At 74.2% G+C, this 13,191-nt stretch carries 11 protein-coding genes; 6 read left to right on the top strand and 5 right to left on the bottom strand.

Annotated features, from left to right (window positions below; genetic code table 11):
- Positions 1 to 3: 3 nt before the first annotated feature.
- The 3 genes from QBL21_RS29625 to QBL21_RS29615 all read right to left on the bottom strand — a co-directional run bounded on the left by QBL21_RS29625 (position 4) and on the right by QBL21_RS29615 (position 3,512).
- Positions 4 to 1,365 carry an APC family permease gene (locus QBL21_RS29625; protein WP_407565296.1) on the bottom strand — a complete coding sequence of 454 codons (1,362 nt, stop codon included), beginning with the start codon at positions 1,363 to 1,365 and terminating at the stop codon, positions 4 to 6.
- Between the two features lie 51 nt (positions 1,366 to 1,416).
- Positions 1,417 to 2,055, bottom strand: a complete 639-nt coding sequence (locus QBL21_RS29620; protein ID WP_407565295.1) for a YdcF family protein — start codon at positions 2,053 to 2,055, stop codon at positions 1,417 to 1,419.
- A 92-nt stretch (positions 2,056 to 2,147) separates the two neighbouring features.
- Positions 2,148 to 3,512, bottom strand: coding sequence for a diaminopimelate decarboxylase (locus QBL21_RS29615; protein ID WP_407565294.1), 1,365 nt, complete (start codon positions 3,510 to 3,512; stop codon positions 2,148 to 2,150).
- Positions 3,513 to 3,653: 141 nt separating this feature from the next.
- Here QBL21_RS29615 and hutU point away from each other — a divergent pair, with 141 nt between their 5' ends.
- The 4 genes from hutU to hutI all read left to right on the top strand — a co-directional run bounded on the left by hutU (position 3,654) and on the right by hutI (position 9,357).
- A complete protein-coding gene (gene hutU / locus QBL21_RS29610) occupies positions 3,654 to 5,390 on the top strand; it encodes a urocanate hydratase (RefSeq protein WP_407565293.1) in 1,737 nt (578 codons plus the stop codon).
- Positions 5,391 to 5,410: 20 nt separating this feature from the next.
- Positions 5,411 to 6,631, top strand: coding sequence for an allantoate amidohydrolase (locus QBL21_RS29605; protein ID WP_407566607.1), 1,221 nt, complete (start codon positions 5,411 to 5,413; stop codon positions 6,629 to 6,631).
- On the top strand, positions 6,628 to 8,052 hold the full coding sequence (locus tag QBL21_RS29600; RefSeq protein WP_407565292.1) for a formimidoylglutamate deiminase: 1,425 nt from the start codon (positions 6,628 to 6,630) through the stop codon (positions 8,050 to 8,052). The genes QBL21_RS29605 and QBL21_RS29600 overlap by 4 nt, the downstream gene beginning before the upstream one ends.
- 66 nt (positions 8,053 to 8,118) lie before the next feature.
- The gene (hutI, locus tag QBL21_RS29595; RefSeq protein ID WP_407565291.1) at positions 8,119 to 9,357 is read left to right on the top strand and encodes an imidazolonepropionase; all 1,239 of its coding nucleotides are present in this window, start codon (positions 8,119 to 8,121) and stop codon (positions 9,355 to 9,357) included.
- Positions 9,358 to 9,417: 60 nt separating this feature from the next.
- Here the strand turns inward: hutI and QBL21_RS29590 are convergent, their stop codons facing one another.
- Together QBL21_RS29590 and QBL21_RS29585 are read right to left on the bottom strand one after the other, a co-directional pair.
- Positions 9,418 to 10,773: an alpha/beta fold hydrolase gene (locus QBL21_RS29590; protein WP_407565290.1), complete on the bottom strand. Its 1,356-nt coding sequence runs from the start codon at positions 10,771 to 10,773 to the stop codon at positions 9,418 to 9,420.
- A 73-nt stretch (positions 10,774 to 10,846) separates the two neighbouring features.
- Positions 10,847 to 11,764: an RNA polymerase sigma factor SigF gene (locus QBL21_RS29585; RefSeq protein WP_407565289.1), complete on the bottom strand. Its 918-nt coding sequence runs from the start codon at positions 11,762 to 11,764 to the stop codon at positions 10,847 to 10,849.
- Between the two features lie 244 nt (positions 11,765 to 12,008).
- Here QBL21_RS29585 and QBL21_RS29580 point away from each other — a divergent pair, with 244 nt between their 5' ends.
- Both QBL21_RS29580 and QBL21_RS29575 read left to right on the top strand, forming a co-directional pair.
- Positions 12,009 to 12,377, top strand: coding sequence for an STAS domain-containing protein (locus QBL21_RS29580; RefSeq protein ID WP_407565288.1), 369 nt, complete (start codon positions 12,009 to 12,011; stop codon positions 12,375 to 12,377).
- 200 nt (positions 12,378 to 12,577) lie between these two features.
- The gene (locus tag QBL21_RS29575; RefSeq protein WP_407565287.1) at positions 12,578 to 13,117 is read left to right on the top strand and encodes an ATP-binding protein; all 540 of its coding nucleotides are present in this window, start codon (positions 12,578 to 12,580) and stop codon (positions 13,115 to 13,117) included.
- Positions 13,118 to 13,191: the final 74 nt, after the last annotated feature.

Here is a 13,191-nt window from a genome sequence, read left to right as displayed (position 1 = left end):
GCCTCACTTGTCGCCCGCCGCGCGCAGGGCGACCTGGTTGACGATCCACAGCCCGACGCCGATGGCCAGCAGCACCCCGGCCCGGATGTAGACGTCCGCGGGCCGGTCCGACAGCGGGCTGGCCAGGATCCCCGCGGTGACGGCACCCAGCACGGGAATCCACGTCGGGGCGCGGAAGTGCTTGTGCTCCACCGGGTCGCGGCGCAGCACGAGCACCGCCACGTTGACGACCGCGAAGACGCACAGCAGCAGGAACGACGTGGTGTCGCCCAGCCCCTCGATCTCACCGGTGGACACCAGCCCGATCGCCAGCACCGTGACGAAGACGATCCCGACGACCGGCGTCCGCCGCCCCGGCAGCACCCGCGCCATGCCGCGCGGCAGCACCCGCTCGTTGGCGAGCCCGTAGCACAGCCGCGAGGCCATCATGATGTTGATCAGCGCCGAGTTGGACACCGCGAAGAGCGCGATGAGCGCGAACAGCTTCGCGGGGAAGTCCACCCCGCTCTCGTCCACGACCAGCAGCAGCGGCCCGCTGGACCCGGCCAGCCGCTCGTGGTCGACCATCAGCGATGACACGAGCGCGACGAGGACGTAGATCGTGCCGGTGATCGCCACCCCGACGAAGATCGCGCGCGGGAAGTTCCGTACCGGATCCTTGGTCTCCTCCGCCATGTTCACCGAGTCCTCGAACCCGACGAAGGCGAAGAACCCCAGCGCGGTCGCCCCGAGCACCCCGGTCAGCACGGCGTACCCGGTCCCGCCGGTCTCGATGTCCGTCAGCCGCGACGGCTCGCCCTCGCCGGTCAACACGGCCGCGACGCCGATGCCGAGGATGACGAGCAGGCCGGTCAGCTCGACGATGGTCAGCACGACGTTCGTCTTCACCGACTCCGAGACGCCCCGCAGGTTGACCGAGGCGAGCACGACGATGAACAGGATCGCGATCAGCGTCGGCGAGATGTCGACGAACTCCTGGAGGTAGTCCCCGCTGAACGCCCGCGCGGCGGCGCTCGCGGACGACAGCCCGGAGCACATCACCATGAACGCGACGATGAACGTCAGGAAGGGCACCCGGAACGCCTTCTGCGTGTACAGCGCGGCCCCCGCGGCCCGCGGGTACTTGCCGACCAGCTCGACGTACGAGGCGGCGGTCAGCATCGCGACGACGAACCCGATCACGAACGGCAGCCACAGCGCCCCGCCGATCCGCCCGGCGACGGCTCCGGTGTTGGCGTAGATACCGGTACCGAGGATGTCGCCGACGACGAACAGGAGCAGCAGCTTGGGCCCGATGGCCCGCTTCAGGGGCGTACCGCCGCCGTCGGAGGGCGGCGGACCGGCCGCTTCGGTGGAATTCAGCATGCCCGTGCCACTGCCCAGGAGCCCCTTACACCAACCCCTCACATCGTCCCCTCACCCGGAGCACCCCCGGCGGCGCGCTGCGCGACGGGCCGGGCGCTGGTCGATGAGGCGGCTGGTGAAGCCGTCGCGGATGAGATCTTCGTACGCGGCGCGTACGTCCTCCGGCACCTCCTGCGGGACGGCGAACCCGAGCCGCGGGTACTCGATCACGCGCTGCAAGTCGCCGACCATCATGCTGATCACGGTCTCCTGGTCGCCCATGGCTTCGAGGTAGGCGTCGAGCGACAACGGGGCGGAGGCGCATACGACGTCCACCTCGGGCCACCGCTTGCGGCACGTGGCGAAGGCCCGCCGCTCCATGTACGGCATGGTGACCAGCATTACGGAGCGCGGTCGCACGCCGGCGGCCACGAGGACATCGCGCGCGTAGGCGATGTTCTGCCCGGTGTTGGCGGCCCTCGGCTCCAGGAGCATCGCGTGCGCGGGAACGCCGAGCGCGAGAGCGTGCTCCCGGAAGTGCACCGCCTCGCCCCGAGGAAACACGGCGGTGGTGGCCGGACTGTTGCCACCGGTGAACACGAGGGTGGGGAAGAGCCCGGCCTTGTAGAGGCCGGCGGCGAAGGCGCTGACGCCGATGTCGTTGCACCCCAGCGCGATGGCCGCGTCACACGGACGGGCGGCATGACGCATGTGGTGGTGATCCCAGATCAGCCGGGCGGCCTGCCGCTGACCCTCGGTGACGGCGAGTCCCCGCGGCCGTCCCCGGCCCGGGGGTGGCGGGGTCAGGTGAGGGTGGTGAGGGAGGTGGTGTGGGCTCCGCCGGATTCTTGGGTGATTTCTGCCAGGGTCTGCGCTGTTCTGACCGTGGCGAAGCGGGTCGCCGTGGCGTTCGTGGTGAAGCCGTGGACGGCGGGGCGGGGGAGGCTGTTGTAGGAGAAGGGGTTGGAGAAGTAGTACGCGCCCGTGTCCAGGAGGGCCACGTGGTCGCCCGCCGCCAGCGGGGGGAGTTCGCGGGCGCGGGCCACCAGGTCGCCGGCGAAGCAGCAGGGGCCCGCCACGTCCTGGGCGACCGGGGTGCCCGTCTTGGGGTGGCCCTGGGCGTCGTACGCCGCCACCCGCAGGGGCCACGACTCCGGGGCGAAGACGGTGCGTACGGCTACCTGGACGCCCGCGTGGGTGACCGCGATGGGGCGCCCGCCGGCGGACTTGGCGTATTCGACGCGGGCCAGCACCAGGCCGTTCTTCGCCAGCAGGGAGCGGCCGAACTCCGTGATCAGCCCGTAGCGGCCGTCGAACAGGCCCGGGATCTCGGCGTGCAGGAGGCGGGCGTAGTCGGTGAAGGCCGGCCTCACCTCGTCCGAGTCGAAGTTGACCGGCAGGCCGCCGCCGATGTCCAGCGTCGTGACCTGCCGCCGGCCCGCGGCGGCGTTGATCTCCTCCGCCAGTTCGTACGCCGCGCGCACCCCCGCCGCCATCAGCGGCAGCGGCACGCCCTGCGAGCCCGTGTGGGTGTGCAGGGAGGTGAGCCAGGGGCGGTCGAGGTAGGCGCGGACGAGCCAGTCGCGGGCGCCCTCGTCCTGGAGCGTCACGCCGAACTTCGACGTCGCCGTCGCCGTGCTCATCGCGCCGATGCTGCCGCCGCCGACCTGCGGGTTGATCCGTATGCCGACGGTCGAGCGGGTCGGTGCCGAGCGGACCAGGCCGTCGATGCGGGCCAGTTCCTCGGGGTTGTCGGCGTTGACCGCGATGCCCAGGGCCAGCGCGCCGCGCAGTTCGGCGGCGGTCTTGGCGGGGGAGTCGAGCACGGTACGCGCCGGGGGGACGTCCGCGGCGCGGGCCAGCTCCAGTTCTCCGGGGCTGGCGACCTCGGCGCCCAGGCCCTCGTCGGCGAGCAGCCGCAGCACCGGCACCAGGGCGGCGGCCTTGACCGCGAAGGAGTGCAGCACCGGTGTCCCCGGCGCGACGACCTCGTCGAACGCGGCCCGCAGCGCACGCGCCGACTCGCGGATGCCCGCGACGTCCAGCAGTCCGACCACCGGTTCGGCCTCGGACACCAGCCCTTCGGCCAGCGCCGCGCGCACGGCCTGGTCGCGGCGGGCGGCAAGCGGGAGATTCTGCGGTGCGGGCACGGGTTCGTCGGCAGGCATGGTCAAAGTCAATCATCCGTCCGCAAATGCTGTCGTACGGCGTCCAACTGTCGGACGCGAGGCGCCCTTGACTAGGGCAATTCAGCAGCGTCAGGATGTGTTGTTGTTCATTCAAAGAGGCGAGCGCCCCAGGAGGCAGGCATGGCAGGACCCCGACCCGTGCGGGCCCCGCGCGGTACGCGGCCGAGCGCCCGCGGGTGGCCGCAGGAAGCCGCCCTGCGGATGCTCCAGAACAACCTCGACCCCGAGGTCGCCGAGCACCCCGACAAGCTCGTCGTCTACGGCGGCACCGGCAAGGCCGCCCGCGACTGGGGCTCGTTCGACGCCATGGTGCGCACGCTGACGACCCTCGGCCCGGACGAGACCATGCTCGTCCAGTCCGGCCGCCCCGTCGGCGTCATGCAGACCCACGAGTGGGCCCCCCGCGTCCTCATCGCCAACAGCAACCTCGTCGGCGACTGGGCCACCTGGGAGGAGTTCCGGCGGCTGGAGGCCCTGGGGCTGACCATGTACGGCCAGATGACCGCCGGTTCGTGGATCTACATCGGTACGCAGGGCATCCTCCAGGGCACGTACGAGACCTTCGCCGCCGTCGCCGCCAAGCTCAGTCGTGAGACCAAGCACGGCGGCGGCACCCTGGCCGGGACCCTCACCCTCACCGCCGGCCTCGGCGGCATGGGCGGCGCCCAGCCGCTGGCCGTCACCATGAACGGCGGCGTCGCGCTCTGCGTCGACTGCGACCCCTCGCGCATCGAGCGCCGCCTCCGGCACGGCTTCCTGGACGTACGGGCCGACAGCCCCGACCACGCGCTGCGGCTCGCCACCGAGGCCCGCGACGCCCGCCGCCCGCTGTCCGTCGGCGTCCTCGGCAACGCCGCCGACCTGGTGCCCCGGCTGCTCGCCGCCGGCGCCCCCGTCGACATCGTCACCGACCAGACCTCCGCCCACGACCCGCTCGCTTACCTGCCCCTCGGCGTCGACTTCGCCGACATGGCCGCGTACGCCGCCGAGAAGCCCGCCGACTTCACCGCCCGCGCCCGCGAGTCGATGGCCCGGCACGTCGAGGCCATGGTCGGCTTCCAGGACGCCGGCGCCGAGGTCTTCGACTACGGCAACTCCATCCGCGGCGAGGCCAAGCTCGCCGGCTACGCGCGCGCCTTCGACTTCCCCGGCTTCGTACCCGCCTACATCCGCCCCCTGTTCTGCGAGGGCAAGGGCCCCTTCCGCTGGGCCGCGCTCTCCGGCGACCCGAAGGACATCGCCGCCACCGACCGCGCCATCCTCGACCTCTTCCCCGAGAACGAGTCGCTGGCCCGCTGGATCAAGCTGGCCGGCGAGCGCGTCCACTTCCAGGGCCTGCCCGCCCGCATCTGCTGGCTCGGCCACGGCGAGCGCGACCGGGCCGGCGAGCGGTTCAACGACATGGTGGCGAGCGGCGAGCTGGCCGCGCCCCTGGTCATCGGCCGCGACCACCTCGACTGCGGCTCGGTGGCGTCCCCGTACCGCGAGACCGAGGGCATGCGCGACGGCTCCGACGCGATCGCCGACTGGCCGCTGCTCAACGCCATGGTCAACGTCGCCTCCGGCGCCTCCTGGGTCTCGATCCACCACGGCGGCGGCGTCGGCATGGGCCGCTCGCTGCACGCCGGCCAGGTCACCGTCGCCGACGGCACGGCGCTCGCGGGCGAGAAGATCCGCCGGGTGCTGACCAACGACCCGGGCATGGGCGTGATCCGGCACGTCGACGCGGGCTACGAGCGGGCCGAGGAGATCGCGGCGGAGCGGGACGTGCGCGTACCGATGCGGGAAGGCGCACCGGCCGGGGAAGGCGCACCGGGGGAGAGCGCGCCGGCGGGGGAAGGCGACTCCGCGCAGTGAGCCCGTCCTCGTTCCAGGAGATGTGGCGCGAGCTGCTGCCCCTCGGGCGGTACGCGCCCTCCGGCGGCTACCGCCGGTTCGCGTGGACGGCCGCCGACGCCGACTGCCGGGCCTGGTTCCGCGCGCAGGCGACCGCCCGCGGCCTCGCGTACGAGACCGACCGCAACGGCAACCAGTGGGCCTGGCTGGGCGACCCCGCCGCCGGCGGCGCCGTCGTCACCGGCTCCCACCTCGACTCCGTACCCGACGGCGGCGCCTTCGACGGCCCCCTCGGCGTCGTCTCCGCCTTCGCCGCCCTCGACGAGCTGCGCGCCCGCGGCGCCCGCCCCGCCCGCCCCCTCGGCGTCGTCAACTTCGGCGACGAGGAGGGCGCCCGCTTCGGCCTGGCCTGCGTCGGCTCCCGGCTCGCCGCCGGCCACCTGTCCACCGCCGCCGCCCGCGAACTGCGCGACGCCGACGGCGTCACCCTGCCGCAGGCGATGGAGCGCGCCGGCCACGACCCCGACGCCCTCGGCCCCGACCCCGAGCGGCTGGCGCGCGTCGGCGCCTTCGTGGAGCTGCACGTCGAGCAGGGCGTGGCGCTCGCCGGTACGGACCACGCGGTGGGCGTGGCGTCCGCGATCTGGCCGCACGGCCGCTGGCGGTTCGACTTCCGCGGCGAGGCCAACCACGCGGGCACCACCCGCATGGAGGACCGCCGCGACCCGATGCTGACGTACGCCCACACCGTGCTGTCCGCCCGCAAGAAGGCCGCGCAGGCCGGCGCCCGCGCCACCTTCGGCAAGGTCTCCGTCGAGCCCAACGGCGTCAACGCCATCCCCGCGCTCGTCCGCGGCTGGCTCGACTCGCGCGCCGCCGACGAGGAGACCCTGCACACCCTCGTCGCCGCCGTCGAGCAGTCCGCCCGCGAGCGCGCCGGCCGCGACGGCACCGCGCTGGAGGTCACCCGCGAGTCGCTGACGCCCGTCGTCGACTTCGACCACGCCCTGCGCGACCGCCTCGCCGCGCGCCTCGGCGGCGCGCCCCTGCTCCCGACCGGGGCGGGACACGACGCCGGGATCCTGTCCGGCACGCTGCCTGCGGCCATGCTGTACGTACGGAATCCGACGGGCGTCTCGCACGCGCCGGCCGAGTCGGCGGACGAGGACGACTGCGCGGCGGGCGTACGGGCGCTGGCGGACGTACTGGCGGACCTGGCCGGCGACGACGACCCGGCGGCACGGGCGGAAGGGGCCGCGTGACGACGTACTGGGCGGAACAGGCGTGGGTCGACGGCGTCGTCGAACCGGGCGTCGTCCTGGAGGTGGAACCGGAGTCGCACGCAGAGCCGGAGTCACGGGCAGAGCCGGAGCCGCAGGCAGCGCCGGGGACGGAAGCAGCGCCGGGGACGGCCGCGGCCCGCGGGCTGCTCGCCGCCGTACGCACCGGGGCCGCCGCCCCGCCGCCCGGCGCCACCGTGCTGCGCGGCCTCACCCTCCCCGGCCTGGCCAACGCGCACAGCCACGCCTTCCACCGCGCCCTGCGCGGCACCGTGCAGGTCGGCTCCGGCACGTTCTGGACCTGGCGCGAGGTGATGTACGGCGTCGCCGACCGGCTCACCCCCGACACGTACTACGACCTCGCCCGCGCCGTCTACGCCGAGATGGCGCTCGCCGGGATCACCTGCGTCGGCGAGTTCCACTACGTCCACCACGCCCCCGGCGGCGCCCGCTACGACGACCCCAACGCCATGGGCCACGCGCTGATCGCCGGCGCCGCGGCGGCCGGCATCCGGCTGACGCTGCTCGACACCGCCTACCTGGCCGCCGGCTTCGGCAAGCCGCCCGGGCGCCACCAGGTCCGCTTCAGCGACGGCGACGCCGACGCCTGGGCCGCCCGCGCCGCCGCCCTCCCCGCCGACGGCCGCACCACGCGCGTCGGCGCCGCCGTGCACTCCGTACGCGCCGTGCCCGCCGGCCAGCTCGCCACCGTCGCCGCCTGGGCCGCCGACCGCGGCGCCCCGCTCCACGTCCACCTCTCCGAGCAGCCCGCCGAGAACGAGGCGTGCGCCGCCGCCCACGGCGTCACCCCGGCCCGCCTCCTCGCCGACCACGGCGTCCTCGGCCGCCGCACCACCGCCGTCCACGCCACCCACCTCACCGGCGGCGACACCGCCCTCCTCGGCCGCAGCGGCACCGGCGTGTGCATGTGCCCCACCACCGAACGCGACCTCGCGGACGGCATCGGCCCGGCGAAGGCGGTGGAGGGAGCGGGCAGTCCGCTGTCGCTGGGCAGCGACAGCCACGCCGTGATCGACCTCTTCGAGGAGGCGCGGGCGATGGAGCTGAACGAGCGGCTGCGCACCCGCCGCCGCGGCCACTGGACCGCCCACCACCTGCTGCGCGCCGCCACCGAAGGCGGCTACGCCGCCCTCGGCTGGGACGCACCGGCCCGGCTGGAGCGGGGCGGGCTCGCGGACTTCACCACGGTCGCGCTGGACAGCGTGCGCACGGCGGGCGCGATGCCGCGGCTCGGCGCGGAGACGGCGGTGTTCGCGGCGACGGCGGCGGACGTGCGGCACACGGTGGTGGGCGGCCGGCACGTCGTACGGGACGGGGTGCACGCGCTGGTGGAGGACGTGCCGGGGGCGCTGGCGGCGGCGATCGGGGCGCTGCACGGCTGACTCCCGTACCCGGCCCACCCCACGTCACCGACCGCCACCCCGACCCCGACCCACGAGGGCAGGAACATGACCGCCGCAGCCACCGGTACGGCCACCGCCACCGCCATCGTCAACATCGGCAGCCTCGTCACCAACGACCCGGCGCTCGGCGACGGCCCGCTCGGCCTGCTGGAGGACGCGGCCGTCGTCTTCGAGGGCGAGCGCGTCGCCTGGGTCGGCGCGGCCGACGCGGCGCCGGCCGCGGACGTGTCGTACGACGCGGGGGGCCGGGCGCTGCTCCCGGGCTTCGTCGACTCCCACTCCCACCTCGTCTTCGCCGGCGACCGCACCCGCGAGTTCGCCGCCCGCATGTCCGGCCGCCCCTACACGGCGGGCGGCATCCGCACGACGGTCGCCGCCACCCGCGCCGCCGGCGACGGGGAACTGGCCGCCAACCTCGCCCGGTTCGTCCGGGAGACGCTCCGCCAGGGCACGACGACGCTGGAGACGAAGTCCGGCTACGGGCTGACGGCGGCGGACGAGGCGCGGGCGCTGCGGGTCGCGGCGGAGCAGGTGGAGGAGGTCACGTACCTCGGTGCGCATGTCGTCGCGCCGGAGTACGAGGACGATCCGGGCGCGTACGTCGACCTGGTCACCGGCGAGATGCTGGACGCCTGCGCGCCGTACGCGCGGTGGGTCGACGTCTTCTGCGAGCAGGGCGCGTTCGACGGCGACCAGGCGCGGGCGATCCTCGCGGCCGGCAAGGCCCGCGGGCTGACGCCGCGGGTGCACGCCAACCAACTGTCGTACGGGCCGGGGGTGCAGCTCGCCGTCGAGCTGGAGGCGGCGTCGGCGGACCACCTCACGCACCTGACCGACGCGGACGTGGCCGCGCTGGCGTCGGGCGTGACGGTGGCGACGTTCCTGCCGGGCTGCGAGTTCTCCACGCGGGCGGTCTACCCGGACGTACGGCGGGTGCTGGACGCGGGCGCGACGGTGGCGCTGTCCACGGACTGCAACCCGGGCTCGTCGTTCACCAGCTCGATGCCGTTCTGCGTGGCCGTCGCGGTACGGGAGATGGGCATGACGCCGGACGAGGCGGTGTGGTCGGCGACGGCGGGCGGCGCGGCGGCGCTGCGGCGCACGGACGTGGGCCGGCTCGCGCCGGGCGCACGGGCGGACGCGGCGCTGCTGGACGCGCCGAGCCACGTGCACCTGGCGTACCGGCCGGGGGTGCCGCTGGTGGCGGAGGTGTGGCGGCGGGGGGTACGGGTGACGGGGCCGGAGCCGGCCGACGACCGGGGGACCGTACCGGCCGAGAACTGAGGACCGCGCCTGCCGGCGGCCGGCGACGGAAGCGCCGCGCCGGCCGCCGGTCCGCACCGGTCAGCAGCCGAGGCCGGCATCCGGGTCCGGCTCCGCGTCCGGGTCCCCGTCCGCCGCCGTCCGCGCCGTCAGGTGCTCCACCGCCGCCCGCTCCGCGCACTCGTTGCCGAACCCCACCAGCCCGTGCCGCTTCCCCGGCACCGTCAGCAGCGGCGCCCGGAACCGCATCGCCACCCGCTCGGCTCCCGCCGCCGGGGTGCGGATGTCGTCCTCACTGTTGACCAGCAGCAGATCGGCCTCGTTGTCCGCGTCACCGGCCGCCGGGCGGACCGCGCCCAGCGGCTCCCCGCGCCCCGGCCAGTGCACGCAGGGCGCGTAGTCGCGCGCCACCGTCCGCGTACGCCACCGCGCCTCCGCCGCGCCGTCCAGCTCCCGCAGCAGCGCCCGCACGTTCCCCGGCCACCGGAAGTCCGTGCAGTGCACGCCCAGGAACAGCGCCAGCGGCGGCGGCCCCGGGTCCAGTTCGTCGAACGCCCCCCGCACGTCCGGCGGCACGTCCCTCGGTACGGCCCTGGCCGTCGGCTCCGGCACCTGCTCGTCGTCCAGCTCCTGGCGGGTGTGCAGTGTCCGCAGGACGTACGACGTGCCCGGCCGGTCCGGGTCGACGACGCCGTCGAAGACCGCCGCGCGCACCCGCTCCGGGTGGCGGGTGACGTAGACCTGGCCGGCCACCGTGGCGTACGAGTGCAGCAGCAGGCTGATCCGCTCCTCGCCCAGCGCCCGCCGGACCCGCTCCAGGTCCGTCGCCCCGGCGCGGGAGCCGAGGCGGGCCAGCAGCGGGCCGTAGGCGATGCGGCAGCCCTCGACGTAGTCGCGGGCGGCGGCGTCGACGGCGGTGACGTCCCGTACGAGCCGCAGGCTGCGCGCGGTACCGAGGCGGTCCAGGGCGCCGCGGGGCTCGCCGCAGTCGACGCGGTGGCTGCGGCCGGTGCCGCGGCGGTCGTAGCCGACGATGTCGAAGCGGTCGCGCAGCTCGCGCGGGTAGTCGACGCCCGCGGACACGGCCTCCTGGAGGCCGGACAGGCCCGGGCCGCCGGGCGCGAGGACGAGCGCGCCGATGCGGCGGTCGGGGTCGCGGGCGGGCAGGCGGGAGAGGGCCAGGCGCAGGGTCTCGTGGCCGTCGCCGCCCACGGGTACGGTGACGCCGCGGCATTCGCGCCGCTCCATGCCCGTCAGCGGGCAGGGCGTCCACTCGTCGCCGCGGGGGTCCGGTTCGTACGGGGCGGCCGTGGCGTCGGGCGACTCGCCCCCGCCTCCGTCCGGCAGCACGCAGGCACTCGGCCACACCAGCGCCAGCGCCGTGAACAGGGCGAGCAGCGGGGCCGGGCGGCCGGCCCTCCGCCGGGTTGAGGCCATGCGGCGATCATGGCACCGCCACCCGGGAAACCGGGGGAGGCCGCCCCTCGGGCGGCCCCCGGCACCTCCCGGCCTACTCCTCGACCATCAGCCCCTTGCGCAGCCGCACCAGCGTCCGCGACAGCAGCCGCGAGACGTGCATCTGCGAGATGCCCAGCTCGTCGCCGATCTCCGACTGGGTCATGTTGGCCACGAAGCGCAGCGAGAGGATCTTCCGGTCGCGCGGCGTCAGCTCCGCTATCAGCGGCTTGAGGGACTCGACGTACTCGATGCCCTCCAGGCCGTGGTCCTCGTAGCCGATGCGGTCGGCGAGGGTGCTCTCGGAGTCGTCCTCCTCCGGCTGCGCGTCCAGCGAGCTGGCGGTGTAGGCGTTCGAGGCGGCCATGCCCTCGACGACCTCGTCCCGGCCGATGTCCAGCCGCTTGGCCAGCTCGTCGACCGTGGGGGCGCGGTCGAGCTGCTGCGCCAGCTCGTCGCCGGCCTTGGCCAGGTCCAGGCGCAGTTCCTGGAGCCGCCGCGGGACGCGTACGGACCAGGAGGTGTCCCGGAAGAAGCGCTTGATCTCGCCGATGATCGTCGGCATCGCGAAGGTGGGGAACTCCACGCCTCGGGTGGGCTCGAAGCGGTCGATCGCCTTGATGAGCCCTATCGTGCCGACCTGGATGATGTCCTCCATCGGCTCGCTGCGCGAGCGGAACCGGGAGGCGGCGAACTTCACCAGTGCCAGATTGAGTTCGATGAGGGTGTTGCGGACGTACGAGTACTCGTGGGTGCCCTCTTCGAGGGTGCCGAGCCGGTCGAAGAGCGTCTTCGACATGGCGCGCGCGTCGGCGGGGGCGACCTCGTCGAAGGCGATGCCCTCCAGCTCGTCGATGGTCCCGGTGAACGGGGCCTCCGGTGCGGTGCCGTGGTGCTCGTTGTGGTCGTTGCCGTGCTCGGCGTGAGGTCGTGCCGGCGGCGTGCTGGCCGCGGCGTCGAGCCGGGGTGACATTTGTCCTCCATCGTTCTCGGCATGTGGCTGCCGATGCCATCTGTTCCGCTACGGTCTGCGGCGCCTCCCGAGGCCACCTTTTGTCAGTGCCTCTATAGCCCTACCCGCTTCTCCCGTCCGGTGCAAGAATCAGGTGTCCATATTTGCCCTCTTTTGTTGGCTGTTCGGGTGCCGAACGTGTGACCAAAGGCGTAAGGTCAGTGCTTGCATCGCACGACAGACCGAGGTCAGGAGACAAGCGCGCATGGACGCCGGAACGACCGGAAGCCCGAGCCGCGGCCGACTGCACGTCGACGTACGGGTCTATGGCACGAGCGCCGTCCTCACGCCTACGGGTGAGCTGGACTACCACACCGCCGAGCTGCTGCGCGAGCCGCTGGAACGATGCATCGCCGGCGGCCGCAGCCGGCTCGTACTCGACTGCACCCGCCTGGAGTTCTGCGACTCGACCGGGCTGAACGTGCTCCTCGGCGCCCGCCTCAAGGCCGAGGCCGACGGCGGCGCCGTGCACCTCGCGGCGCTCCAGCCCATGGTCGCCAGAGTCTTCGAGATCACTGGTGCGGAGGCGGTCTTCTCGGTGCACGACACCGTGGAGGCCGCTCTCGTCGAGTGACCTCCTGGCCTCCGGCGACGGGTGGGACAGGTGCGACGGGTGATGCGCGTCACAGCACCCTGGGGAAACTCGGGGGTGTTTCCGCGATCTCGCAGGGCAGAAGCCCAGGCGAAAACTTCTGGAACGAGCAGGATGGGCACGAATGCGCGGACGGGTGCGCGAGCGAGCGTGCGGTTGCGCGAAGGGGGTGTCGTGAAGCCATGAGCTTCAGGTCGTTGCCGCCGGGCGCGCTGCCACCGGACGGCGAGGCCGGCAGCGGCGCCGCCGCGCCCGTACGCCCGGACGGCGCGGACACCGCCGCACCCGCCCCGAAGGCCGGGTCCGGCCAGGTGGCACAGGTGCGCCGGCTGCGGCTCGTCGGCGCCAGCGGCATGGTGCCCCGCGCCCGCGACTTCGCCCGCCGGGCACTGGAGGACTGGGGCTGGCTGCCCGCGGCGAGCGCGGAGCAGCGCGCGGCGGCAGAGGACGTCCTGCTGGTCGTCTCGGAGCTGGTGACGAACGCCTGCCTGCACGGCGGCGGCCCGGACGAGCTGCGGCTGCGTACGGCGGGGAAGGTGCTGCGGCTGGAGGTCAGCGACTCCGGCACGGGCACGCCCGAGCCGCGCACGCCGCACCGGGCCAGCAGACCGGGCGGGCACGGGATGTTCATCGTGCAGCGGCTGTGCCTCGACTGGGGCGTGCAGCGGGAGGCGGGAGCGACGGGCAAGACGGTGTGGGCGGAGCTGGCGGCGCCGGTGTAGCCCGCTTGGCTCGATCGTACGTACGGCTCGGATGCTCGTCGTACGTACAGCTCTGACGCTCGTCGTACGCGCCG

This window comes from Streptomyces sp. 184 (assembly GCF_045781775.1).
Lineage (GTDB): Bacteria > Actinomycetota > Actinomycetes > Streptomycetales > Streptomycetaceae > Streptomyces.
This window is presented reverse-complemented; position numbering and strand designations above follow the sequence as displayed.

Bases quoted from the DNA above. Each gene is read 5' to 3' on its own strand.
- QBL21_RS29625 (WP_407565296.1), bottom strand. From the start codon at position 1,365: ATGCTGAATTCCACCGAAGCGGCCGGTCCGCCGCCCTCCGACGGCGGC.
- QBL21_RS29620 (WP_407565295.1), bottom strand. From the start codon at position 2,055: ATGCGTCATGCCGCCCGTCCGTGTGACGCGGCCATCGCGCTGGGGTGC.
- QBL21_RS29615 (WP_407565294.1), bottom strand. From the start codon at position 3,512: ATGCCTGCCGACGAACCCGTGCCCGCACCGCAGAATCTCCCGCTTGCC.
- hutU (WP_407565293.1), top strand. From the start codon at position 3,654: ATGGCAGGACCCCGACCCGTGCGGGCCCCGCGCGGTACGCGGCCGAGC.
- QBL21_RS29605 (WP_407566607.1), top strand. From the start codon at position 5,411: ATGTGGCGCGAGCTGCTGCCCCTCGGGCGGTACGCGCCCTCCGGCGGC.
- hutI (WP_407565291.1), top strand. From the start codon at position 8,119: ATGACCGCCGCAGCCACCGGTACGGCCACCGCCACCGCCATCGTCAAC.
- QBL21_RS29590 (WP_407565290.1), bottom strand. From the start codon at position 10,773: ATGGCCTCAACCCGGCGGAGGGCCGGCCGCCCGGCCCCGCTGCTCGCC.
- QBL21_RS29585 (WP_407565289.1), bottom strand. From the start codon at position 11,764: ATGTCACCCCGGCTCGACGCCGCGGCCAGCACGCCGCCGGCACGACCT.
- QBL21_RS29580 (WP_407565288.1), top strand. From the start codon at position 12,009: ATGGACGCCGGAACGACCGGAAGCCCGAGCCGCGGCCGACTGCACGTC.
- QBL21_RS29575 (WP_407565287.1), top strand. From the start codon at position 12,578: ATGAGCTTCAGGTCGTTGCCGCCGGGCGCGCTGCCACCGGACGGCGAG.